The organism is Paenibacillus taichungensis (assembly GCF_003287275.1).
In the GTDB taxonomy this organism is placed as follows: Bacteria; Bacillota; Bacilli; order Paenibacillales; family Paenibacillaceae; genus Paenibacillus; species Paenibacillus taichungensis_A.
This window is the reverse complement of sequence record NZ_QEVW01000005.1, coordinates 1-22,971: the sequence shown is the minus strand read 5'-3', so window position 1 is coordinate 22,971 and position 22,971 is coordinate 1. Positions and strand designations below refer to the sequence as shown.

Below are 22,971 nucleotides of genomic sequence, written 5' to 3'. Positions count from 1 at the left end.
TCTATGTAAACTGCTCGATATTGTTTTACTTCAACAAACCTCTGTGATCCAAAAATTATTGGATCACAGAGGTTTTTTTAATAACATTAGGCATAATATCTCTATATTCAATTTGCAAAGGAACTTGATTTATTTAAGTTATCCCATATAATTATAATAGCTTTATAAAGTATCTTAATTTATAAGTTCAAATATCAATATTAGACGTAGAGGGGAAACAATCATGAGCAATATCACAACAAAATCGGAAAAACAAAAAATGATCGATGGTGAGCTATACTTGGCTTCCGATCCCCAATTGTCTCAAGACAGGGAATATGCAAGAAGAATGACACGCATGTACAACCAGACGACAGAAACAGATGGTGAGCTCCGTACAAAGGTATTGAAAGAGCTGCTAGGTTCAACGGGTGAACACCTGAGCATGGAACCGAATATTCATTTTGACTATGGTTACAACATTCATGTTGGAGAGCATTTCTATACCAACTTTAACTGTACGATACTTGATGTATGTGAAGTGCGCATCGGGGATAACTGTTTAATGGGACCTGACGTTCACATATATACCGCTACGCATCCCTTGAATCCATTCGAACGGATAACAGGTGCCGAGTATGGGAAACCAGTGACCATCGGGAATAATGTTTGGATCGGAGGCAGGGCAGTCATTAATCCAGGGGTCACCATTGGGGACAATGTCGTTATTGCTTCCGGCGCTGTAGTCACAAAAGATGTTCCGGACAATATGATTGTTGGTGGAAATCCTGCTAGAATCATTAGAGAGATAGAGCTTTAATCTATTCAATTTGGACAGAAGAGTTGGAGGCATAAGAATTCATGACAGAAAAAGAGAAATCACAACTGGGACTACTGTATAATGCGAATTACGACAAAGAATTAATTGATGAGCGGTTGTACGCAAAGGGGCTTTGCTACGAGTATAATCAGCTTCATCCAGGCAAGATCTCTGAGAGAGAGGCGCTGCTCAAAAAGTTGCTTGGAAAAACAACGGATCGTTTCCTGATCGAGCAGCCTTTTGTATGTGACTACGGCTATAACATTGAAATTGGTGAGAACTTCTATAGCAATCATAATATCGTTATGCTGGACGGGGCAAAAATTAGTTTTGGTGACAACGTTTTTGTTGCACCGAATTGTGGATTCTATACTGCTGGTCATCCTTATGATGTGGAGCAACGTAACGAGGGTCTCGAAATTGTAGGTCCGATCACAGTGGGCAATAATGTATGGATTGGTGGCGGCGTGACTGTGCTTGCAGGTGTGACCATTGGAGATAACACAATTATCGGAGCAGGAAGTGTAGTTACCAAGGACATTCCTTCGGATGTAATTGCTGCGGGTAATCCATGCAGAGTTATTCGCAAAATAACAGAAGGAGACAAAACGAAGTATAGAAGAAGCTAATATCAAGTGTATAGAAACCCTCAGAATGCCCGATGTTTTTCATCGGGTGTTTTTAAACCCTTTGGAGATATTGTATAGTTACTACATTGGAGAAGAAACTATGGAGCAGGGGTGCTTATGAAAATAGCGAATGCGTATTTGATGAAAGAAATTAATATAAACCATGTACGCCAGGTCATGAAACGGGTGGAAACAGCAACCAAGCCACAACTGGCCTCCTTGACCAAGCTCAGTGTAGTAACCGTCAATTCACTGGTAAAAGAGTTGTGTGAACTGGGTGAACTGTTTGAGGACGAGACAGTACCTTCCAACGGAGGGAGACCTGCATTAACTTACCGATATAATTACGATTTTAGCTTGGCTTTGGTCATGTATATCAACGAAAAGCAGGGGCAAGATCTGATTACAGCCACTGTCATTAATCTAGAGGATAACATGGTGTTTAGAGAAGAATATACAATGCCCACCTTTGACCAGAAATATTTCTATGAAATCATTGGAAATGTACTGTCTCAGCATACTTCCATTAAAGTGATCGGTATCGGTATTCCGGGGCAAACCGTGAATGGAGAAATTACGGTGAGCAGTCATCGGCAGTTAGAAGGTATCCGCATGATTGAAGATCTTGAAGCACAGTTCGGAGTACCAGTTCTGGTGGAAAATGATGTGAACGCTGCAATTAGCGGATATTGCGCCAAAAAAGAGTTAGACGAGGATCAATGTGTCATCGGAATTTATTTTCCAACCAAATATCCTCCAGGCATGGGCATTTATCTGAACGGTAAAGTGATCAGAGGAAAACTTGGCATGGCCGGGGAGGTCAAATACCTTCCTATGGGAATTGATTGGTATAATTCAGTGGAAAAGGAAGCATTTATTGCAACGGTATGCAAAATGATTCAAACGGTAAATGCGATTCTTGCTCCAGACCAGGTTGTGATTTATCAGAAGATCGTTGAAGAAGATGCTTTGGTTCAAGCATGGCAAATGTATCAAGCGGATCTGTCCATGCCATCTTATCCTGATGTCATTCTGATCGATTCTTTCCGGGAAGACTTTGAAGCAGGGATGCGATGGCTGACATTGAAATCGTTGGAACCGGATCTGGTTCAATTCAACTGAAGTCGGGACTCACTATATTAGTAAAAAATCCTCCAGCAGCAAACAATACATCATCAGATCGTATATCAATGCATGTCCTTGTTTTCTGCTGGGGGAGAGCAGGAATGTACCTGCTACGGATGTAACAACTACTTAACGTTTTAGGCTCATGCCGTTACTGCCGATGACATCTTTGTACCAGTGGAACGACTTTTTACGATACCGTTCAAGTGTTCCTGAACCATCGTCATGGCGATCAACATAGATATAACCATAACGCTTTTTCAATTGTGCTGACGAAGCACTGACCACATCAATACATCCCCAGGACGTATATCCCATAACTTCAACACCGTCTTCAATGGCTTCCCCGACCTGAACAAGATGATCATTCAAGTACTGAATGCGATAGTCATCTTCAACTGTCTTTTCACCATCAGGTCCGGTAATAAGCTCGTCCACAGCGCCCAACCCATTTTCCACAATAAAGAGTGGTTTCTGATAACGGTCATAGAACATGTTCAAAACATAACGCAGTCCTTGCGGATCGATCTGCCATCCCCATTCACTTGCAGGCAAGTAAGGGTTAGGTATACCGCCAAGCAGATTACCTTCACCTGCAACTTGTTTTTCCGGATCAGCCGTTTGGCAGATACTCATGTAGTAGCTGAAGGAAATGAAGTCGACGGTATGGAGCAGCAAGTCTTCGTCACCATCTTCCATTTGAATCTGGATTCCATTTTCACGGAAGTAACGTTTCATGTATCCAGGATAACGGCCTCTTACATGCACATCTCCGAAGAAATAATTACTGTGTTCGAATTCCATCACTTTAATCATGTCATCGGGATTCGGTGTTAACGGATAGGTCGGCATACTGAGCATCATACAACCAATCTGTGCAGTTGGAATGATCTCATGACAGAGTTTTACAGCAGAAGCGCTGGCTACAAACTCATGGTGTATCGCCTGATAAAGATCCTGTTTACTCAATTTCTCTTTTGGTGTGTAGATCCCACCACTCATGAATGGTGCTTCCAGAATTGAATTGATTTCGTTGAATGTGAGCCAGTATTTCACTTTATTTTGATAACGTTTGAATACGGCTGTCACATAACGCTCGTAGAAGCCGACCATCTTCCGATTAACCCAGCCATCATATTCCTTGGAGAGATGAAGAGGTGTCTCGTAGTGGGAAAGGGTAACCAGTGGTTCGATTCCGTGTTTAAGACACTCGTCAAAGAGATCATCATAGAATTGAAGGCCTTCTTCATTGGGTTCCAGCTCATCGCCCTTAGGGAAAATACGAGACCAGGCGATGGAAGTGCGGAATACCTTGAATCCCATCTCAGCGAACAGTTTTACGTCTTCTTTATAGCGGTGATAGAGGTCAATCCCAATCAGTTTCATATTATCTTCAGTCGGTTCTTCAGTAATGGGACCCATGATACCTCTGGGAGCCACATCCTGAGTGGATAAACCTTTGCCACCTAAATTATATGCACCTTCAGCCTGGTTGGCGGCAATCGCACCACCCCACAGAAAGTTTTCGGGGAAATGAAATGATGGATGTTGAGAATGAGTCATGTGTATCGCTCCAATCGTTATGAATTCGTTGTGGATGTTACATACAGCAGCACTGCATAAAAAAAGCTTAATCGTTGGAACGGGTTACACGTCAAGTTTTACTTTTTATTTATTTTGAGGCAAACTGTAAATCATCATAGAAAATCAGCAAGGGAGGAGACTTCATGTGTCCAAATTCGATGAAATTATGAAGCTATCCGGCTACTCGAAGGCCACGGTGTCCAGAGTAATTAATCATTCACCGCATGTAAGTGACGAGGCCCGGCAAAAAATAACGCAAATCATGAAACAGCTAAACTATATTCCGAACCGAAATGCCGTTTCGTTATCCACCGGACAGACCAAGCAGATTGGAATTGTCACATCCGCAACCAACGAAATTATCCTTACATTCATGAATCAATTCATTGATACAGCGATGGATTATGGATTTCAGACCCTGATCTATACTTCGCGTGGAGATAAAGAGATTGAATTGCAGGCGTTCGAGGATCTGCGGAGTAAACGGGTGGATGGACTGGTGATTATGACCTGTGTCAATCATCCAGACAAACTAAAAGCCTACTGCGAGTATGGTCCGATTGTATCCTGGCAGCGGATGGGAGATGACGAAATTCCGTCAGTGGCTATGGACCAGGCGCAAGGCTATAAGCTGGCTCTTGAACATCTGGTGTCTAAAGGCTATACCCGCATTGCTAATGCCTTTGGCAGAGCAGAAAGTCTGAATACCCAGAGTCGGCGTGAAGCCTATGAATCATTTATGGCAGATAAGGGGCTGCCTATATTGCGTGAAGCTTATCAGTATTCCGTGTTCAGTTCATCTGACGGGGAAGAGGCGATGCGAAGAATGGCAAATGGGCCTGAACTTCCTCAAGCGGTGTTATGTTCAAATGATTATGCAGCAATCGGGATCTGGTCCGAAGCACGCAAACAGAATATACAGGTTCCCGAACAACTTGCCATTGTTGGCTTCGATGATATAGAGCTGTCCCGTGTGCTTGGAATAACGACCATACATAATCCAATTGCAGAACAGGCTACTCAGGCATTTCATCGATTATGGGCCGTTCTTGGCAAGCAGGAGCTAGAGCCTCAGCAATTGGAATTCCAACTGATCGAACGTGCAACCACCTGAATTTTTTGTAGGGAAACGTACATCTTTGCCTATAAATTTTTACAACATATAGAGGCTGGAAGCATAATAAAGGAGGGGTAGCTGTGGCTCGTGTTTTATTTATTAATGGTGGATCAGAGGGACATGTCAATCCAACGATTGGCGTGGTACAAGAGCTTATTACACGCGGGGAAGAGGTTGTATACTTCACTATAGAAGCGTATCGGGAACGAATGGAGAAGACGGGTGCTATAGTCCGAACCTTTGACGGTCAAAAATTCATTAAAGCTTTTGTCTCAGGTGGCAGAACTTATTTGCTCGAGCGAGTCAACGGTCTTTTGCTTACGGCAGATATCATCATTCCAAGTGTGCTCGAACAGATCGAGGGTGAACATTTTGATTACATCATCCATGATTCCATGTTTGGCTGCGGACATTTGCTTGCGCAAATTCTGAAGCTGCCTGCAATTAATTCATGCACTTCTTTTGCGCAGACCGAAGAATCTTTCGATCATTTGATGCAACACTTTTTCTTAAATGTTCCTGCAGAAATCGTCCAACCTATAAAGGATTCATTCCATAGCCTGACAATCAGGTTACAGGAAAAATATGATGTGGAGATTGCTTCGCCCTACGAGGTGTTTTGCAATCCTGCGCCGCTTACCATTGTATATACGACAAGGGAATTCCAGCCGAATGGAGAAGAATTCGACCACACGTATCAATTTGTAGGACCGTCCATATTTTCGCGATTAACGGATGATGACTTCGACCTGACAGCTATTAAAGGGAAAAGACTTATTTACATTTCACTGGGTACAATTTTTAACCAAGCTCTTGATTTCTATAGGCTTTGCTTGAAGGCATTGGGGAATACCGATCATACCATTGTCATGTCTGTAGGGGATAGAACACAGCTTGCTGATCTGGGAGCAATTCCGGAAAATTTCATCGTTAAACGTTATGTTCCGCAAATGGATGTATTGCAGTCCGCTAAATTATTTATCACACACGGTGGGATGAACAGTACCAATGAAAGTTTATATTACGGGGTGCCCCTCATTATACTCCCTCAGAGCGCGGATCAGCCAATCATTGCAGAGCAGGTTGTTACTAGGGGAGCAGGCCTCCGTTTACAAATGCAAACCTTGACTGCCAGTCAGCTGCGTGAAGCTGTGGATCATGTGTTGAGCGTTCCTTCTTTTGAGAAAACTGCTGCGAATTTGAGGGAATCCTTTCGAAAATCAGGCGGATATCATTATGCTGTTGATGCCATTTTCGAATTTAAGACTCAACATATCATTCACGGATAGTTCAGTCATTAATTATTCAAAATTGAAGCATTTCCGGACCAGAACCATGCGGTATACTGAACAAGACGTTTCAAGAGAAGCTGCATTATTACAAATTATGTGGCTTCAAGTTGAAACATCTTGTAACAAGTTACATATTTCACAAACTAGCCGCTGGAAAGGTGAGATTGAACAGGATGAAGACAGTCACGGGTCGATTCAGAATTGCAGGCATATGGGAAGGTGTATCATTATTGCTATTGATTTTTATAGCCATGCCGCTAAAATATTTTGCCGATATGTCTTCCCCAGTAACCATTATGGGAATGATTCACGGTATTCTTTTTCCGCTATATCTGATTGCACTTGTTCATTTAGCAGTTGTGAAGAAGTGGAAAGCTTCACGCTGGTTCATGGGATTGGTAGCAGGCTTATTGCCTTTCGGAACATTTGTATTCGAGTCCTATCTTCGCAAGAGAGACTGGAAGTAAGGATTGCAGAAAAAACAATGACAATGACAGCAGGCGACCAACTCCGGATGTTATCCGAACTGGTCGCCTGCTCGTTTCTGTGCAGGTTCTTTTCTTGGAAAGAGTGTGAAGCGCTTATTTTACGGTGCCTGTTTGACGATCTGATAGCAGGCTTACTCCAATATCACCAGAGGCATCAGTTGCAGGTGCATACGCGGAGAAGGAGATAACAGCAATCAGGGCAGTAAACAGTAAAAGAAAGGATTTTTTCATACAATAACCTCTTTTCATATGGGATGATCTTCCAACTACATTTTAATGCAGGTAGGCTGTGTTTGAAAAGGAAATGTTTAGGCGAACGCAAAATTTGTACAGTAAGTCATTCGTGATAAAATATAGTTTAACTCTAGCTTCAACTGACTGAAAGGGGTGATCCTTATGGAAGAGCTTAATGACATAACATCGATAGAATTGATCGAAGAGATGATTCAACAAAATGAATTGGTCTTTTTGTACGTATCACGGCCAGAGTGCAGTGTATGTCATGCCTTACTCCCTAAAATTAGGGATTTGCTCAAACCCTATCCACTGGTGCACCTTGTTCACATCAACGCGAGCCAAGTGGAAGAGGTGGCGTCCAGATTTCTTATTTTCTCAGTTCCCACGATGATTATGTTGGTGGAGCAGAAGGAATTTATTCGAGCTGATCGCTTTGTTCGCTTCGATCGATTGGAAGAGCAGGTGCAGCAGATTTATCATATGTACACCCGTCTTGAGGAATAGGAAGCATGATTATCGGCAGCTCACATAGGAGCTGCTTTTTTACATATCTATCTCTAACGTCGGTGCTAAGTGATCAAGCTATCGCCAAAGCAAAAAAAAATGTGGAAAATAATTAAAAGAAAAAGTGTTGTATTGAAAACGGTTTTATGCTAATTTAAAATATATAAAAACGTTTTTATAGCAAAGGAACAAAAATTATGGGAAAGATTACAATTAAAGATGTTGCAAGGGAAGCCGGTGTTTCCATTTCTACGGTTTCGAACGCCTTGAACGGCGTGGATGTCTTAAATCCGGAAACTAAATCGCATGTTCTGAAAGTGGCAGAGCGTTTAAACTACGTTCCCAATCTGAATGGCAAGCTGCTGAAATCCGGGCAAACCAAAATGCTGGGCTTTTTCACTACAAGTGTATCGGGTCCGTATTTCTATAAGCTGGTTGAGTCCATGTCTCGCGAATGTGATCGTTTAGGTTACGGTCTGAACGTATTTGTGACCAAGGATAAGCAGGTCATTATGAGTAATATTCTGGGACGGCGTGTGGATGGCGTCATCATCTATGAAGAGCTTCGGATTGATGAGCAGGATATTGTCGCTATGGAGAAAGACAAGATCAAGGCTGTATTTCTGGATCGGGTCTATCAGAGTGATACAATGGGAAGCGTCATTTTTGACTCCTATGTGGCGGGTTACGAAGCGACTAAGTATTTAATTGGACTGGGGCATAAGAAAATCGCCTACATATCCGGCGTGGACACCATGTTTGACAGTAATCAGCGTAGAGATGGATATCTGGCCGCTTTGCGTGAGTACCAGCTTCCACTGGATGATGATTACATCTTACAGGGATATTTTGAGGAAGAGGGCACCTACAGTGCTGTAAAATCTTTTCTTCATCTTCATCCTGCCAAGCTGCCTGATGCTTTTCTTGCAGGAAACGATGTGAGCGCAATCGGCTGCATTCATGCCCTGAAGTCACATGGATTCGAGGTTCCTCAGGATATAAGTGTAGTAGGCTTCGATGATATTGATATTGCCCAATATTTTTCCCCACCATTGAGTACCGTAAGAAACCAGATTGCAAGGCAAGGCATCCTGGCGGTCAATCACCTGGTTCGCATGATTAAGAAGAAGGAACATGGGGTGTCGCAAAAGCTGGCGGGTGAACTAATCATACGGGGCTCAAGTCATGTGAAGATCGACCGGAGTGATTTTTTAACATAGCGGATTCAATCATTTCCGGTCTTTTTTAATTATAGATTTGAGATTAGGGGGTTTTTTTGCCGGAAAATAAAAACGTTTTTATGAAGGAATGCTTAAGTTGGAGGGGAGCAAAAGAGCGTGAGTAAATTAGCCGTAGAGACGTCGTCAACCGGTAAAAAGCCTATAAGACCGGGGGGAAGGAAGCCAATCGGACAAAGAGTAAAAGAGTTCGTCATCGATTATCGTAGACAATGGGAAATTCAATCGATGATAATACCCGGCATCATTTTTATGATTATTTTTTGTTACATTCCAATATACGGATTGACGATTGCATTCAAAAATTACACCGTCATTGACACGCTGTCTAGCGCGCCATGGGTTGGTTTGGAAAATTTCAGAATCATTATGTCAGACAAATACTTCTGGGATGCCGTAGTGAACACGCTGGGAATCAGCTTTTTGAAATTGGGTATCGGATTCGTTATTCCCATTATCCTGGCGATCATGATCTATGAATTAAACAGCGGACGTTTCAAGAAGTTTGTGCAAACGATTTCATACCTGCCTCACTTTCTATCCTGGATCGTATTGGGCGGTATGCTTATCACTTGGTTCTCAACAACGGGATTGTTTAATCAATTGTTACTCAGTCTTGGACTGATCTCACAACCACAAAACATTTTGCTGGATGCAGGCAAGTATTGGTGGATTGCAGTCTTATCCGATATTTGGAAAGAGGCCGGCTGGGGAACGATTCTGTATTTGGCGATTATGTCGAAGATTGATCCTACGTATTATGAGGCTGCCAAAATTGATGGGGCAAGCCGTCTCAGACAAATTTGGAATATCACATTGCCCAACATGAAATCGATCATTAGCCTTAATCTGATTCTAACTGTAAGCGGTTTACTTGGTTCCAATCTGGACCAGACGTTGGTGCTGATGAACTCGCAAAACCGTGATAAGGCAGAAGTTATCAATTCGTATGTATATCGTATGGGGATGTCACAGGGTGACTTTTCGTATGCTACCGCGGTTGGTCTGGGCGTCTCGATCGTGTCCGTTATTCTGTTGGTCACCGCGAACAAAATTACAAGCAAATTAAACGATAATCAATCTGTGCTGTAGAAGGAGGCATCCCGTGTGAATGGAAAGGTGGCTAAAGAAGATCTCGATAGTCGGATCTTTGATACCTTAAATATTATTTTGCTCGTTATTTGTACTGTCATTATTGTGGTTCCGCTCTGGAATGTCATTATCTCTTCTTTTAGCTCAGGCAAGGCTTTGGCGGAAGGCGGGTTCATCTTCTGGTCACCGGAGTTCTCGCTGGAGAATTATAGAGCTGTATTCAACGATTCAAGCATCTGGCAAGCGTTCTTCATCTCCGTATCCAAAACAACAATCGGAGTTGTTACACACGTGTTCTTCTGTGCCATGGTCGGTTATGGTCTGAGCAAAAAGTACATACGTGGCCGTAAGCTTTACGTAGCCATGGGGGTTATCACGATGTTCTTCTCTGGCGGGATGATCCCAACGTACCTGTTGATCAAATCACTTGGCCTGCTCAACAGCTTCTGGGTGTACATTATTCCGGCATTGTTCAGCTTCTATGATGTTGTCATTCTGATGAATTTCTTCCGGAATGTACCGGATTCCCTGGAGGAGTCGGCCAAAATTGATGGCGCAGGAGACTGGCATATTTTCCTGAAAATTTTCATCCCGCTGTCCATGCCTGCGATGGCAACCATCGCACTGTTCAATGGGGTAGGGCAATGGAATGACTTTATGACAACCAAGTTGTACATTACCGATCAGTCTCTATATCCATTGCAAATGATGTTATACGAGATTATCGTTCAGTCCCAAACGCAATCGATGCAGAATATCGGTGGGTCAGCTGTTATCGAAACAACGACCAAAGGCGTTCAACTTGCCACGATTGTTATTACCACATTACCTATCGTACTAATCTATCCCATACTTCAAAGATACTTTATCTCGGGTATGATGCTTGGTGCAGTCAAGGAGTAAGAGTAAGAGGAATCTAAGCTTGTTCGAAAGTTCGTGCTATTCAATATTTCTTACCTAACCATAAGGAGGAAACAATATGTTCAAGATGAATAAGGCAGCTGGCAAAAAAGGAGTTAAACTGTGCGCGGCATTGCTGACAGCGGTGATCATGATTACAGGCTGCAGTGGTGGATCAGGGGGTTCGAGCGAAGGGAACTGGGTTTCCATTGAAGATCGCTATACAGTCGATCCGGAAAAACCAGCTTGGCAGCTGGATAAAAAGGAAGAAGCAACAGATCTAACTTGGTATGTTAATGCCGACTGGTGGAACACGGATTTCGGCAAAGACATTGTAACCAAGAAGATTAAGGAAGATCTGAACATCAATATCAAATTCATTACAGGTGACGACACGAAGTTAAATACTTTCTTTGCCGGTGGAGATATGCCTGACCTGCTGACCGTGTTTGATTCCAACTCTCCTGTGGTGCAAAAAGCCGCAACTTGGGCTATGCCGCTGAACGATCTTGCAGAGAAATATGATCCATATTTCAATAAAGTTGCGGCTGCCGATACCCTGAACTGGTTCCAGCTAGCTGATGGCAAGACGTACGGCTATCCAAACTACTCCAATACGCAAGCCGATTATGATAGCGGCAACATACCTGCCAAAACGGCATTTATCATCCGTAAAGATGTGTATGAAGCTTTGGGGAGTCCAGTTATGGGAACGCCAGAGGAATTTGAAAATGTGATGAAACAGATCAAGGAAAAGTTCCCAACGCTGATTCCATTTGGTTTTAACTCGATTGGGGAAGGAACTGGTTCACTCGGAGATACGCTGCAAGACTTCATCGGCGTACCGCTTGAAACTGAAAATGGAGAATTCTATGATCGCAATCAGGATGAAGATTATCTTACATGGCTGAAGACTCTAAATAAAGTATACAGAGACGGAAATATCAGTGATGACAGCTTTGCTGATGATGGTACGGCCTTTGAGGAAAAAGTGAAATCCGGAAAATATGCGACGATGCTGTTAGATGGTACTCCACAACAGGGAGGAAATCTGCAAATTTATCTGAGTGCCAATGAAGGCAAAGAGTATGTTGCCGTTGATGGACCGCAAAGTACCAAAGGGAATGCAGCAACACTCAATCAATCCGGTATTACAGGCTGGATGATCAACTTCATCTCCAAGGATGCCAAAGATCCAGCCAAAGCGATTCAAATCTTTACGTACCTGCTGAGTGAAGAAGGTCAGCTTCTGATGAACTATGGTATTGAAGGCGAGACGTATAAAAAGAATGCAGATGGTACGGTTGAGCTGCTGCCGGCTGTGAAAGACCTGCAACTGCACAATGCGGACAAATTCAAGAAGGAATACCGGTTGGGTGAATTCATGTTCTTTGGCCATGACCGTCACAAAGCACTGAGTGCGGATGCTTTCCCGGAAGCGATTAAACAAATGCAAGAGTGGGGCAAAGGAAAACTGAAACCACACTTCATTCTGGAGAATATTAGTCCGGATCAAGGAACACCTGAAGCACGTGCGTTGTCAGCAATCAACGCCAAGTGGAATTCAACACTGGTAAGCATGGTACGTGCCAAAGATGATGCCTCTTTTGACAATGCGCTCGCAGCTTACAAGTCATTTTTAGGTGAAAACCGTTGGGATGACATCCTGAAGGTACGTAGTGAGAAAATGAAACAAAACAAAGAGAAATTGGGTATCCAATAAGAGGAATGTGGAGGGAAAACATATGACGAAATTCAAAATGTACAAATCCACGGGAGAAGATGCATTGTTTGTATCCGTGTCCCAGGATCAATTGAAATCTCAGGACTCCGGCAAGGAGACAACGACTGTTCTTCTGGATGATCAGCAGACGTATCAGGAAATGGATGGTTTTGGAGCTTCTTTTACCGATTCTTCTGCCTATCTAATCAACCAGATACTAAGCGAAGAGCAGAGAGCTGAAGTCATGACCCGGTTGTTCCATCCCGAGGAAGGCATCGGATTGTCGGTCATTCGCAATCCGATGGGAGCTTCAGACTATGCCAGAACGGTATACAGCTATAATGATCTGCCAGAAAATCAAACGGACCCGGAATGTTCCGGGTTCAGCATTGCACACGATGAAGCAGATGTTATTCCTTTGACTCAGAAGGCTTTGGAGCTGAATCCTCAATTGAAGCTGTTCGCTTCTCCTTGGAGCGCGCCTGGCTGGATGAAAACAAGTGGCTCCATGATTACAGGACAATTGAAAAATGAGTGGTATCCGGCATATGCGGAATATTTTGTGAAATATATTCAAGCCTACGCATCCCATGGATTGCCTATCCATGCAGTAACACCACAGAATGAGGCGCTTTATGAACCAGGTCATTATCCCGGCATGTTGATGCCAGCTGAAGCGCAAGCGGACTTTATCAAAAATCATCTCAAGCCGGCTTTCGTCAGAAATGACATTCAGTCCAAAATCCTTTGTTATGATCACAACTGGGATCGTCCGGATTATCCGCTGACAGTGCTTAATGAAGCGGCAGAAGAGGTAGATGGAGTCGCTTGGCATTGGTATGGGGGCGAAGCCTCGGCACAAACAAAGGTATATGAAGCCTTTGCCGATAAAGAGGTACATTTCACCGAAGGATCAGGAGGAGAATGGATCCCTCCATTCGAACAGGCTTTCTCCAATGTCATCAGAACAGGGATTGAGATTCTTCGCAATTACAGCAAATCTTTTGTGCTCTGGAATATGGCACTGGATGAGAACAACGGTCCTACCGTTCCTGGCTTCGGGAAAAGTACGTGTCGCGGCATTGTAAAGGTTAACCAACAGACGAAAGAACTTACTTATACACTGGACTATTATGCTCTTGCTCATTTCAGTGCATTGATTCGTCCCAAAGCGGTACGTATCGACTCGTCCTCCAATGAGGCAGCCATTCGTTCCGTAGCCTTCAAAAATACAGATGGTTCGATTGCTCTCGTGCTTTTCAATGACGGGGAAGAAACAGGAAATGTGCAGGTTCAGCTAAGAGAAGAAGAACTGTTAAGTTTCCAACTCGAATCCAAAAGTGCTTTGTCCATATTGATTAACCAAGAGTAATAATGTTGTAATGAAAGAAAAGGCGATACTCAGAGAATTAACTCAGAGTATCGCCTTTTAATATTGCATCCAGTGATCTATACTCTTTGGATTGCTAGATTTGGTGTTCCTCCACTCTCATCAATAAATAAAACATACTTATTTCCGTTGGTGCCTGTTAACACTAGCCCCGGTTGATTCAGAACACCGGGATTATAATATAACAATTGCTGGACGAGTGGCAAGGCAACTGGATGAGTAGGCTGATTCATGGCCATTAACTGCGTCGTTGCTTTTACACTGTCGCCCGCCTCGATAACCCCACCGACACCTAGGTTATTGGTAATGGAGGAGCTATCGTTAATCTGCAAGCTGCCAGCAACCGTCTGGTCTCCGTTCACCTGTAGGTCCAATCCAATCGTTTCATTCCCGTTTACCTGCAAATCCTGATTAATGGTCTGGTTTCCTGTGACAAGAATGCTATCGAATGTTGGCAATCATATCAACTCCTATCTGGTTTAATATATTTTATGAGGACAAGAACCGTATGGACACGGGGTTGTGGCACATTTAAAGACACGGGTGAAGCCCATCTTTGAGTAGTTAAACACCTAAAAATCAGTCGATAGAAACCTAGCCAAAGACAGATGCATATTGTAGGCAAAGAGAGTCAATCCGTATCGTGATTGGAGGGTATGATCATCAAAAAAAGGAGGAGTACGCCAACTAAGTCCCAAAAGAATCGGCGCACTGTCCAGCATCCCAATCAGGTGTATCTTAGAAAAATAAACGCAACATTGAACCGTAAACTCAAATCAATCCAGCATCATCTGGTTGTACAGCAATCGGATTTGCAGCAGCATCTTATGAAAATAATTCAAGACGGCAAGGAACAGATCGTGGAAAGTAAAGACAGCAGAATAGTATCAGATTTTCCCCGTGTTCAATATAAACAGCTGAATGTTCTCCTGATAACTCCTCTTATGGAAAGAGATAGCTCTGCGAATTCTGTTTTGATTGAACAGAGCTTGAGGCATCTGGTTCAATATGTCAATGAGATCAAAACGATCCAGCCAGTGGCAGATCACACTTCAGGACAGCAATTGGATTTGATTCTAGTCCTGCATGGAGAAGATGTTCTGTCGAATCAGAATTTGGAAGCAATGAGCGCTTCCTCTGCCAAAAAGGCAATTTGGTTGACAGATCAGTCGGATCTAAAACAGATGGAATCGATAATCCATTTTTTTGATTATGTTTTCACACAGAATTCCGCTCACACTCCATCTATGGGAAATGTCTCATGTCATGAACTTCCTTTCCCACCGAATCCCACAGTGTTCTGTCCGCAGGTGGTGGGAAGAGAATACGAGTCAGATGTCTATATCATTGGGGATGCACATCCTGGCAGCTGCCTGTTTGCTCTTGCCACTCATGCGTGGTTATCAGATAAAAAAGTGCGTGTTGAGGGAAAGGGATGGGAGGGTTTCGGTGCATTTGTACCCGTGCAACCTCATGAGCTTCGGGAAAAGTTGTACAACGGCAGCAAACTTGTTGTTCAGGACAACTCATCCGCGAGACGTATCATGGAAGTAGCGGCATGTGGTACATTTCAACTCATTTCGGCTTCATCTAACGCTCCTGCGAACACGGATGCTTTCCAACGCTATGCAACTTTTGAAGAACTTGTACAGAAGCTTGGACAATATTGGGACCATGTGGAACAACGAAGATTGGCTGCTTCCCAGGCACTTTCTTATATGAAATACAATCAATCCTATCTTCATAAAAGTTTGCAACTTATGGATATTATTTTCCAATGAATACGTCTGTTAATTGGAGGAGTCCTGCTTGAAGCTTATTGCGTTACATTTGCCCCAATTTCATCGAATTGCGGAGAATGACAAGTGGTGGGGAGACGGATTTACAGAATGGACGAATGTAAAAAAAACAATCCCTCTTTATCCAGGCCATCTGCAGCCAAGGAAGCCATTGTATCAGAACTACTATGACTTAACAGATCCCAAGGTGCGCAAATGGCAGGCCGAAACAGCCAAAAACTATGGAATATACGGCTTCTGTTATTATCATTACTGGTTTAAGGGCAAACGATTGCTTGAAAAACCGTTTGATGAGATTTTGGACAGTGGAGAACCGGATTTCCCTTTTTGTTTGTCATGGGCCAACGAAACCTGGACACGTAAATGGGACGGACGCGAAGAGGATATTCTTATTTCGCAAGACTATGGGGATGAGACTGATTGGAAAGAACACTTCGATTATCTGGTCAGAGCGTTTAAGGACAAACGATACATTTGTGTAGGGGGAAAACCGTTATTTTTGATCTATCGGCCTGCAAGCATACCCCGATGTCAGGAAATGATCCATTATTGGCGCAGGCTTGCGATAGAACACGGGTTGGAGGGTATCCATTTTGTGCAGACAATAGGTGGTTTTCCTACCTTTAATTCTCCTGTCTTTGATGCGAGCATGGAATTTGAGCCCCACTATACGTTTGCGCATGGTCAAATGAATGGAATCTGGATTGAACTGGACATTAAGGGGCAGAAGCACATTGTGGTAAATTACGATAAAGTATGGTCATCCATTCTCGAAAGAACACCTCACCGAAACGGCGAGGTTGTATATCCTGGTGCATTTGTAAATTGGGACAATACGCCGCGCCGATCGATTGATGGACAGAGTACGGTAGGATCAACACCTGAAAAATTCGGAATGTATTTATCGCGACAGATGACGAGAGCAAAGGAATTGAACAGGAGTGGTTTCCTGTTCGTCAACGCATGGAATGAGTGGGCGGAAGGGGCGTACCTTGAACCGGATGACGATTATGGGTACGCCTATCTGAGAGAGGTCAAAAGAGTGGTTGAACAAGGAGCGGTCAAGCGCAGCAAGTTATGACGATGGAGTTCCCTTGTGGAGCTCCGTTTCATTTGGCTGTGTGCGATCCTATTATCTCTTTCGCTGTTCTTCCTGTGATTTGTTTGCGGTACTCCGTTGGATTAAGACCTGTATGCTTTTTGAATTGCCTTGAGAAATAATATAAGTCACTAAACCCAAGGTGTCCGGCAATAGCAGTGACTGTTTTTGGCGTACAGGTCAGAAGTTCTTTTGCCTTATCCATTTTTTTGCTGGCAATGTAGTGGATGGGTGGAACGCCGATGTGCTGTTTAAAGAAACGAATAAAATAATTGGGATGCATGTAGGCAACCTGAGCCAGATCCCGTACAGAAATATTTTCTTCAATGTTGGAATCGATATAGGCCAGTACGGCAGATATTTTCTCCATAACAGGCACATTGATATAACTAATCTGTTCCTGATCCAGATGCATAATGTAATGTGACAACAGCTCTATTAACTTGCTTTTTGCCATCATATGGGCATAGACTTCACCTGATCGTGCGTAATCAAGAATGCTGTTGAATATTTCCTGTATCAGTTCGGGTCGATCCGATGTACAGAAGTGGGGGAAATTAAGAATTTGAAATAGGTTGATGCCTCCCACTCTCGCACTAAAATGACACCAGTATTTGAGAAAAGGACGATCATTGATGGCCGAGTAAGATTGTGTAACCCCCTCAGGCATTAAAAAAAGCTGTCCCGGTGCAGGGTAATACTCCTGATCACCGATCTTGAGCCAGCCCTCGCCTTCGCAGATTAAATAAAATTTGCTGTAATCGGGTGTGTAATCGAGGTCCCGCCAATCCGTATCGCAGCGATTGAAGTTGACCATGAACAATTCAACCTGCAGATTGGATAAGTGGTTTGTGAGCAACTTCGTATGATTCATTATCCTCAACTCCCGACAAAGGTTAGTATTGTCCATCCTAAAGTTAACGTTCTGCATGTCTATCCGCTGGTCGTGCCACTACAATACAAGTGGATATGATAACGGAAGGAATGAGAATGATCATGGATAAAAATGAATATTTGCAACAGATCGAAGAGACCATTGCCGAAGGAAAGTATAAGGACAATTGGAATTCCCTTAGTGCATTCAAGGTTCCCGAGTGGTACCAGAACGCCAAATTCGGTATTTTCATTCACTGGGGGCTGTATTCTATTCCGGCTTATGATAGTGAATGGTATTCACGAAATATGTATATTGAGGGCTCCAAAGCTTATGAACATCACCTTAGCGTTTATGGTCATCCGAAGGATTTTGGTTATAAAGATTTTATTCCGATGTTCCGTGCAGAGAAGTTTAACGCAGATGAATGGGCTGTGCTTTTTAAAAAGGCGGGGGCCCGATATGTGATGCCAGTAGCCGAACACCATGATGGTTTTCAAATGTACAAAAGCTCCATCTCCCACTATAACACACTTGAAATGGGACCCAAACGTGATCTGCTGGGTGAGATGAAGGACGCGTATGAGAAGCAGGGACTTACATTCTGTGTCTCGTCACACCGTGCGGAACATTGGTTTTTCATGTCTCATGGAAAAAGCTTCGATTCAGATGTCAAGGAGCCGCTCAGACGTGGTGATTTCTACTGGCCAGCCATGCCGGAACCGGATCATCATGACTTATACGGCTCACCTCCAACGGATGAATATTTGGAAGATTGGCTGATTCGTTGTTGTGAACTGGTGGATCAATACCAGCCGGGTGTTTTTTATTTTGACTGGTGGATCCAGACGGCAGCGTTCAAACCTTACTTGAAAAAATTCAGCGCCTACTATTATAACAAAGGTGAAGAGTGGGGCATTCCGGTAGCGATTAACTATAAGCATGATGCCTTTATGCTCGGTTGTGCCGTACCGGATGTGGAGCGTGGACAATTCGCCGATCTGAAACCGTATTTCTGGCAAACGGATACGGCTGTCGCCAAAAATTCCTGGTGTTATACAGAAAAAAACAACTATAAAACAGCAGATGAGATCATCAGGGACCTTGTTGATATTGTGAGCAAAAATGGCAGCCTGCTGCTGAATATTGGACCAAAAGCAGATGGCAGTATTCCAGATGAAGACAGAGATATTTTGCTCGCTATAGGACAATGGCTGGAAGTGAATGGCGAGGCGATCTATGACACGACGTTCTGGCGGACGTATGGGGAAGGGCCGACCGAGGTGAAGGAAGGACAGTTTACAGATGGCGAAACCAAGATCTTTACAAGTGAGGACATCCGTTTCACCGTAAAAGAAAGCTGCCTCTATGCCACGGTTATGGCCTACCCGGAGAATGGGATCGTTCATATTCGTTCGCTGAAGGAAAACTCTCATCATTTCCATGGACTGATCAGGGACATTCAGATATTGGGCTTTGACGAAGAACCGGAATGGAGCAGAACTGAAGAGTCCTTGGCGATAACGACAAGAAACGTTCAAAGCAGCTCACCCATCGTATTTAAATTAGAACTGGATTAAGAGAAAAGGACAAAGGGCTATAACCAACAGGAACATGTACTGGTTATAGTCCTATTCTTTGTGCGAATCTGCAATGGACTACACTCGTTTGCGGGTTGAAAAAGATCGAGGGAGCGTTCTTCGTTTTTTGGACAAACGATGTAACTTCGCCAAACGCTGCCGCTTCAATAAGCGTTGGCGCAGATGGCGAGGCCGTCTTTTTTCTACTGTTTTGAGAGGTGATGTCATTTGTATTTGTGGTAGTTCGCATGATTCTTCCGTGGTATCCAGCACGGCTCTGTAGTTTATTGGCACAATGCCCAGCGCCTGTATCGTTCGGGGAACATCCTGATTGACAAACACGGCAAGCTCATGCTCGCGGATGTCCAGCCAGTTGGAAATTTCACGCAGAGCATCATCGACATATCCCGGATGACATACAATCTCCGTAATGCCATCTGGGAGCGTAGATAAATGTTGAAGTAATCGTTGCAAACCCTCATGATCTCCATAAGTATCCAACAGAATCGTATCCGTCATCCGAGGGGATGGCAGATCAGGGCTTGCATGCCGGACCTGAGATCGCCGAAGCGGGATGTTTTCCCGGACAGCTTTCTCGGCCATGATTTTGAATATGATGGGATCGTTTTGATGCAGCAGCTGATGGGAGTCGAGATGTGTAGGAGGAAGTAACGCTTGAGCCAAAACATTCCATTGAGCATCGAGTTCTATGGCAATATCAGCGAATTCTCGTATTAATCCGCACTGGCCTTGATGAAAAGCACCGTCAGGCTTCACCAAAGAAGGCACAAGAGCCGGATCGGACACAGGTCTCCCGTATGTCAGGTTGAAATGCAAACCGACTCCGAGGTCTGGCAGCGACCGGGCTAAACTCAATGCATGATCAAGGCCCGGCATATTTACCATCATTGAAGTGCTCGTAATTCCACCAGCGCGATACGCTTGAATAATTCCCTGACTAACGCCGGGCGACAGTCCGAAATCATCCGCATTAATGATCACTTGCCTGCTCATGCCTTTATCTCCTTCCTTATGTTGAGAACGAATCATTCGCCATGTCCCCAATATATTAAAGGTCACAAGGTATGGACCGTTCATTCGCACAGGCCAGATAAAATACTTGGAATGCTGCCTTGTCCATGGTATATCCAGTTCGCAATAAGAAATAATCGAGCTACATACAGAATACATTTAATGTAAACGTTGTTACGGATTGAGAAAAATGGGATGTCCCTGTTCGGAATCAGTCCGTTAATATGGGGAGGGAAAAGATTGTTGAGAAAAAGAAAAATCGTAAGTATGTTGGTGCTGTTCAGTTTCCTAATCGCTTTACTGCCTGGCACGACGACAAACGCAGCGACCAATTGGAATCTGGTGTGGAGTGACGAATTCAATGGAAGCTCTCTGAATACGTCGAACTGGTCTGCAGAGATTGGTACCGGCAGTGGTGGATGGGGAAATAATGAATTGCAGTATTATACGAATCGCACCGAGAACCTGCAAGTTACAGGTGGCAATCTGGTCATCACTGCACGCAAAGAAAATTACAATGGCAGTAATTATACCTCGGCGCGAATCAAAACCCAAGGCTTGAAGGATTTTACTTACGGGAAAGTCGAAGCACGTATCAAGCTGCCGTCAGGTCAGGGACTCTGGCCTGCTTTTTGGATGTTGGGAAGCAACATTAATTCCGTTGGCTGGCCAAAGAGCGGAGAGATCGACATTATGGAGCGGGTCAACAACAATGCTTTTGTAAACGGTACCGTTCACTGGGATGCTAACGGGCATGCCGATTATGGAAAGATATCGGAAAATCTTGATTTTTCCCAATTTCATGTGTATAGCATCGAATGGGATTCCAAATATATAAGATGGTTTGTGGATGGCAAACAATTCAATGAGTTTTACATTGAAAATGGAACAGGCAATACTGAGGAGTTTCAGCGTCCTTTTTTCCTCCTGTTGAATATGGCTGTGGGCGGGAATTGGCCTGGCAGCCCTAATAACGCGACACCTTTCCCATCCCAAATGCTGGTGGATTACGTACGGGTATATCAAGCAGCGAATACACCGAACATTATCAGCGGAGGCCTCTACACAATTGGTTCCAAAGCAAGCGGTAAAGTGTTGGATATCGTGGATGTATCCACAGCAAGCGGAGCCAAAGTACAACAATGGACCAATTACAGTGCGAGTAACCAAACGTTCAGGGTCGACAGCACAGGGGATGGTTTCTATAAACTTACGGCGGTTCATAGCGGAAAAGTTCTTGATGTGCCCAACTCAACAGCGTCACCCGGTGTGCAGCTTCAGCAATGGGATGATAACGGCTCTAACGCCCAAAGGTGGAGCATCCAGGATGCAGGGAACGGTTACTATAAAATCATTTCCAAAGTGAATGGATTGGCAGTAGATGTGTCGAGTTCTTCAACGGCAGATGGGGCTGTAATCCAGCAATGGAATGATAACGGTACAGATGCACAAAGATGGTCGTTTAACAAATTGAATTAATTAAACGGCAATAATTTTAGGTGTATTCATCACAAAATTTGATGTTGGTAATATATTGTTGACATCAGGCAAGTGATGTTCGCCCGGCCTGCGGACATTATCAAAGCTCCCAAGGAGGAGATTATGGAACATGAAATACAAAAAACGCAGTGGAGCCGGGGGAAGCGGCTTTAGAAAAGGCGGAGAAGAATTACATCATACGGGCATTGGTGAAGAAGCTCATTTACTCCTCAAATTAATAGGTGAATTGAGAACTACCATTGCACAGGTATTTGCTAATCCAACTCAGGTTAATGTTTCTGTCTTAATAGAAATTTTGCGAAAGTTGCTGGCTTTGGTTCATCATTTGAAATTAAAGAAAGGAAACAAGTCGAGCCTGGAAGCAGCTTTGGAACTTTCGATTGCTTCAGCGGAGGTCATTCCCTTCTCTCCAATAAGTGTAGGCATTAATTTGCAGCAATTGCTTGATTCGCTGTTGTCTGTAGTTTTACAGGAATGCATTCATTCCGCGGACAAAGACCAGTTGGTCATTGCTATTCGAGCAGCAGAAGTAGCTCTTGCCAACACACTTAGAAACTCAGGAATTCCAGGACCTGCGGGACCCGCAGGCCCAGCAGGTCCTGCCGGACCTCAAGGTGTTGCGGGTGCTCAAGGAACGATAGGTCCAGTGGGATCACAGGGTAACCCTGGCCCAGCGGGTGCAGCTGGTCTGAACGGAGCTACGGGAGCAACCGGAGCAACGGGCCCAGCAGGTGGTGCAACTGGAGCCACAGGAGTGACTGGAGCGACGGGAATTGTTGGATCAGCAGGCGTAACCGGAGCGACGGGCGATCCTGGTGTGGCGGGAGCGACGGGAGTAACTGGTGCTACGGGAGCCGCAGGATTGGCCGGAGCCACAGGGGTGACTGGAGCGACAGGAACAGCCGGCGTCACTGGTGTGACTGGTGCTACGGGGGCCGCAGGATTGGCCGGAGCCACAGGGGTGACTGG

22 protein-coding genes are annotated in these 22,971 nt (G+C 44.1%); 17 read left to right on the top strand and 5 right to left on the bottom strand.

Annotation, left to right across the window (positions count from 1 at the left end):
* Positions 1-223: 223 nt before the first annotated feature.
* The 3 genes from DC345_RS05415 to DC345_RS05405 all read left to right on the top strand — a co-directional run bounded on the left by DC345_RS05415 (position 224) and on the right by DC345_RS05405 (position 2,550).
* A complete protein-coding gene (locus DC345_RS05415; protein ID WP_181586495.1) occupies positions 224-799 on the top strand; it encodes a sugar O-acetyltransferase in 576 nt (191 codons plus the stop codon).
* Positions 800-840: 41 nt separating this feature from the next.
* Positions 841-1,428 carry a sugar O-acetyltransferase gene (locus tag DC345_RS05410; RefSeq protein ID WP_113052235.1) on the top strand — a complete coding sequence of 196 codons (588 nt, stop codon included), beginning with the start codon at positions 841-843 and terminating at the stop codon, positions 1,426-1,428.
* Positions 1,429-1,545: 117 nt separating this feature from the next.
* Entirely contained in the window at positions 1,546-2,550 is a 1,005-nt protein-coding gene (locus DC345_RS05405; RefSeq protein ID WP_113052234.1) for an ROK family protein, read from the top strand.
* 132 nt (positions 2,551-2,682) lie between these two features.
* On the opposite strand, the gene DC345_RS05400 is transcribed toward DC345_RS05405, so the two are convergent.
* A complete protein-coding gene (locus tag DC345_RS05400; RefSeq protein WP_113052233.1) occupies positions 2,683-4,116 on the bottom strand; it encodes a glycoside hydrolase family 1 protein in 1,434 nt (477 codons plus the stop codon).
* A gap of 166 nt (positions 4,117-4,282) precedes the next feature.
* Between DC345_RS05400 and DC345_RS05395 the strand changes: the two genes are divergently transcribed.
* The 3 genes from DC345_RS05395 (at position 4,283) to DC345_RS05385 (ending at position 7,013) form a co-directional block, all read left to right on the top strand.
* Positions 4,283-5,251, top strand: coding sequence for a LacI family DNA-binding transcriptional regulator (locus DC345_RS05395; RefSeq protein WP_113052232.1), 969 nt, complete (start codon positions 4,283-4,285; stop codon positions 5,249-5,251).
* An 83-nt stretch (positions 5,252-5,334) separates the two neighbouring features.
* The gene (locus tag DC345_RS05390) at positions 5,335-6,543 is read left to right on the top strand and encodes a macrolide family glycosyltransferase (RefSeq protein ID WP_113052231.1); all 1,209 of its coding nucleotides are present in this window, start codon (positions 5,335-5,337) and stop codon (positions 6,541-6,543) included.
* Between the two features lie 176 nt (positions 6,544-6,719).
* Positions 6,720-7,013, top strand: a complete 294-nt coding sequence (locus DC345_RS05385; RefSeq protein ID WP_113052230.1) for a DUF3817 domain-containing protein — start codon at positions 6,720-6,722, stop codon at positions 7,011-7,013.
* 114 nt (positions 7,014-7,127) lie between these two features.
* Here DC345_RS05385 and DC345_RS31665 read toward each other — a convergent pair whose 3' ends face one another.
* Positions 7,128-7,265 (bottom strand): hypothetical protein, encoded by a 138-nt coding sequence (locus DC345_RS31665; protein ID WP_181586494.1) that lies wholly within the window; start codon positions 7,263-7,265, stop codon positions 7,128-7,130.
* Between the two features lie 165 nt (positions 7,266-7,430).
* Between DC345_RS31665 and DC345_RS05380 the strand changes: the two genes are divergently transcribed.
* The 6 genes from DC345_RS05380 to DC345_RS05355 all read left to right on the top strand — a co-directional run bounded on the left by DC345_RS05380 (position 7,431) and on the right by DC345_RS05355 (position 14,100).
* Complete coding sequence (locus DC345_RS05380; RefSeq protein WP_113052229.1) at positions 7,431-7,775, top strand: thioredoxin family protein; 345 nt, start codon at positions 7,431-7,433, stop codon at positions 7,773-7,775.
* Between the two features lie 197 nt (positions 7,776-7,972).
* A complete protein-coding gene (locus tag DC345_RS05375; protein ID WP_113052228.1) occupies positions 7,973-8,995 on the top strand; it encodes a LacI family DNA-binding transcriptional regulator in 1,023 nt (340 codons plus the stop codon).
* A 117-nt stretch (positions 8,996-9,112) separates the two neighbouring features.
* Positions 9,113-10,105 (top strand): ABC transporter permease, encoded by a 993-nt coding sequence (locus DC345_RS05370; protein ID WP_220095234.1) that lies wholly within the window; start codon positions 9,113-9,115, stop codon positions 10,103-10,105.
* Between the two features lie 15 nt (positions 10,106-10,120).
* A complete protein-coding gene (locus DC345_RS05365; protein ID WP_113052227.1) occupies positions 10,121-11,008 on the top strand; it encodes a carbohydrate ABC transporter permease in 888 nt (295 codons plus the stop codon).
* A 76-nt stretch (positions 11,009-11,084) separates the two neighbouring features.
* The gene (locus tag DC345_RS05360; protein ID WP_113052226.1) at positions 11,085-12,728 is read left to right on the top strand and encodes a type 2 periplasmic-binding domain-containing protein; all 1,644 of its coding nucleotides are present in this window, start codon (positions 11,085-11,087) and stop codon (positions 12,726-12,728) included.
* A 22-nt stretch (positions 12,729-12,750) separates the two neighbouring features.
* Positions 12,751-14,100, top strand: a complete 1,350-nt coding sequence (locus DC345_RS05355; protein ID WP_113052225.1) for a glycoside hydrolase family 30 protein — start codon at positions 12,751-12,753, stop codon at positions 14,098-14,100.
* Between the two features lie 77 nt (positions 14,101-14,177).
* On the opposite strand, the gene DC345_RS05350 is transcribed toward DC345_RS05355, so the two are convergent.
* Complete coding sequence (locus tag DC345_RS05350) at positions 14,178-14,576, bottom strand: hypothetical protein (RefSeq protein WP_113052224.1); 399 nt, start codon at positions 14,574-14,576, stop codon at positions 14,178-14,180.
* A gap of 300 nt (positions 14,577-14,876) precedes the next feature.
* Here DC345_RS05350 and DC345_RS05345 point away from each other — a divergent pair, with 300 nt between their 5' ends.
* Together DC345_RS05345 and DC345_RS05340 are read left to right on the top strand one after the other, a co-directional pair.
* A complete protein-coding gene (locus DC345_RS05345) occupies positions 14,877-15,899 on the top strand; it encodes a glycosyltransferase family protein (RefSeq protein WP_181586493.1) in 1,023 nt (340 codons plus the stop codon).
* A 28-nt stretch (positions 15,900-15,927) separates the two neighbouring features.
* Positions 15,928-16,998: a glycosyltransferase WbsX family protein gene (locus DC345_RS05340; protein ID WP_113052222.1), complete on the top strand. Its 1,071-nt coding sequence runs from the start codon at positions 15,928-15,930 to the stop codon at positions 16,996-16,998.
* A gap of 28 nt (positions 16,999-17,026) precedes the next feature.
* Here DC345_RS05340 and DC345_RS05335 read toward each other — a convergent pair whose 3' ends face one another.
* Positions 17,027-17,890 (bottom strand): AraC family transcriptional regulator, encoded by an 864-nt coding sequence (locus DC345_RS05335; protein WP_113052221.1) that lies wholly within the window; start codon positions 17,888-17,890, stop codon positions 17,027-17,029.
* Positions 17,891-18,012: 122 nt separating this feature from the next.
* Between DC345_RS05335 and DC345_RS05330 the strand changes: the two genes are divergently transcribed.
* A complete protein-coding gene (locus DC345_RS05330; RefSeq protein WP_113052837.1) occupies positions 18,013-19,470 on the top strand; it encodes an alpha-L-fucosidase in 1,458 nt (485 codons plus the stop codon).
* Positions 19,471-19,548: 78 nt separating this feature from the next.
* Here DC345_RS05330 and DC345_RS05325 read toward each other — a convergent pair whose 3' ends face one another.
* On the bottom strand, positions 19,549-20,484 hold the full coding sequence (locus tag DC345_RS05325) for a carbohydrate deacetylase (RefSeq protein WP_181586492.1): 936 nt from the start codon (positions 20,482-20,484) through the stop codon (positions 19,549-19,551).
* Between the two features lie 285 nt (positions 20,485-20,769).
* Between DC345_RS05325 and DC345_RS05320 the strand changes: the two genes are divergently transcribed.
* Complete coding sequence (locus tag DC345_RS05320) at positions 20,770-21,981, top strand: RICIN domain-containing protein (protein WP_397333648.1); 1,212 nt, start codon at positions 20,770-20,772, stop codon at positions 21,979-21,981.
* Between the two features lie 130 nt (positions 21,982-22,111).
* Positions 22,112-22,971: collagen-like protein (locus DC345_RS32330; RefSeq protein ID WP_220095233.1), on the top strand; the 860-nt coding region annotated here is incomplete at its 3' end.

What these genes read in the sequence shown, in the direction of transcription:
- DC345_RS05380 (WP_113052229.1), top strand. Translation starts at nt 7,431, where the DNA reads ATGGAAGAGCTTAATGACATAACATCGATAGAATTGATCGAAGAGATG.
- DC345_RS05325 (WP_181586492.1), bottom strand. Translation starts at nt 20,484, where the DNA reads ATGAGCAGGCAAGTGATCATTAATGCGGATGATTTCGGACTGTCGCCC.
- DC345_RS05405 (WP_113052234.1), top strand. Translation starts at nt 1,546, where the DNA reads ATGAAAATAGCGAATGCGTATTTGATGAAAGAAATTAATATAAACCAT.
- DC345_RS05330 (WP_113052837.1), top strand. Translation starts at nt 18,013, where the DNA reads ATGGATAAAAATGAATATTTGCAACAGATCGAAGAGACCATTGCCGAA.
- DC345_RS05335 (WP_113052221.1), bottom strand. Translation starts at nt 17,890, where the DNA reads ATGAATCATACGAAGTTGCTCACAAACCACTTATCCAATCTGCAGGTT.
- DC345_RS31665 (WP_181586494.1), bottom strand. Translation starts at nt 7,265, where the DNA reads ATGAAAAAATCCTTTCTTTTACTGTTTACTGCCCTGATTGCTGTTATC.
- DC345_RS05360 (WP_113052226.1), top strand. Translation starts at nt 11,085, where the DNA reads ATGTTCAAGATGAATAAGGCAGCTGGCAAAAAAGGAGTTAAACTGTGC.
- DC345_RS05415 (WP_181586495.1), top strand. Translation starts at nt 224, where the DNA reads ATGAGCAATATCACAACAAAATCGGAAAAACAAAAAATGATCGATGGT.
- DC345_RS05400 (WP_113052233.1), bottom strand. Translation starts at nt 4,116, where the DNA reads ATGACTCATTCTCAACATCCATCATTTCATTTCCCCGAAAACTTTCTG.
- DC345_RS05410 (WP_113052235.1), top strand. Translation starts at nt 841, where the DNA reads ATGACAGAAAAAGAGAAATCACAACTGGGACTACTGTATAATGCGAAT.
- DC345_RS05355 (WP_113052225.1), top strand. Translation starts at nt 12,751, where the DNA reads ATGACGAAATTCAAAATGTACAAATCCACGGGAGAAGATGCATTGTTT.
- DC345_RS05385 (WP_113052230.1), top strand. Translation starts at nt 6,720, where the DNA reads ATGAAGACAGTCACGGGTCGATTCAGAATTGCAGGCATATGGGAAGGT.
- DC345_RS05375 (WP_113052228.1), top strand. Translation starts at nt 7,973, where the DNA reads ATGGGAAAGATTACAATTAAAGATGTTGCAAGGGAAGCCGGTGTTTCC.
- DC345_RS05320 (WP_397333648.1), top strand. Translation starts at nt 20,770, where the DNA reads ATGTTGGTGCTGTTCAGTTTCCTAATCGCTTTACTGCCTGGCACGACG.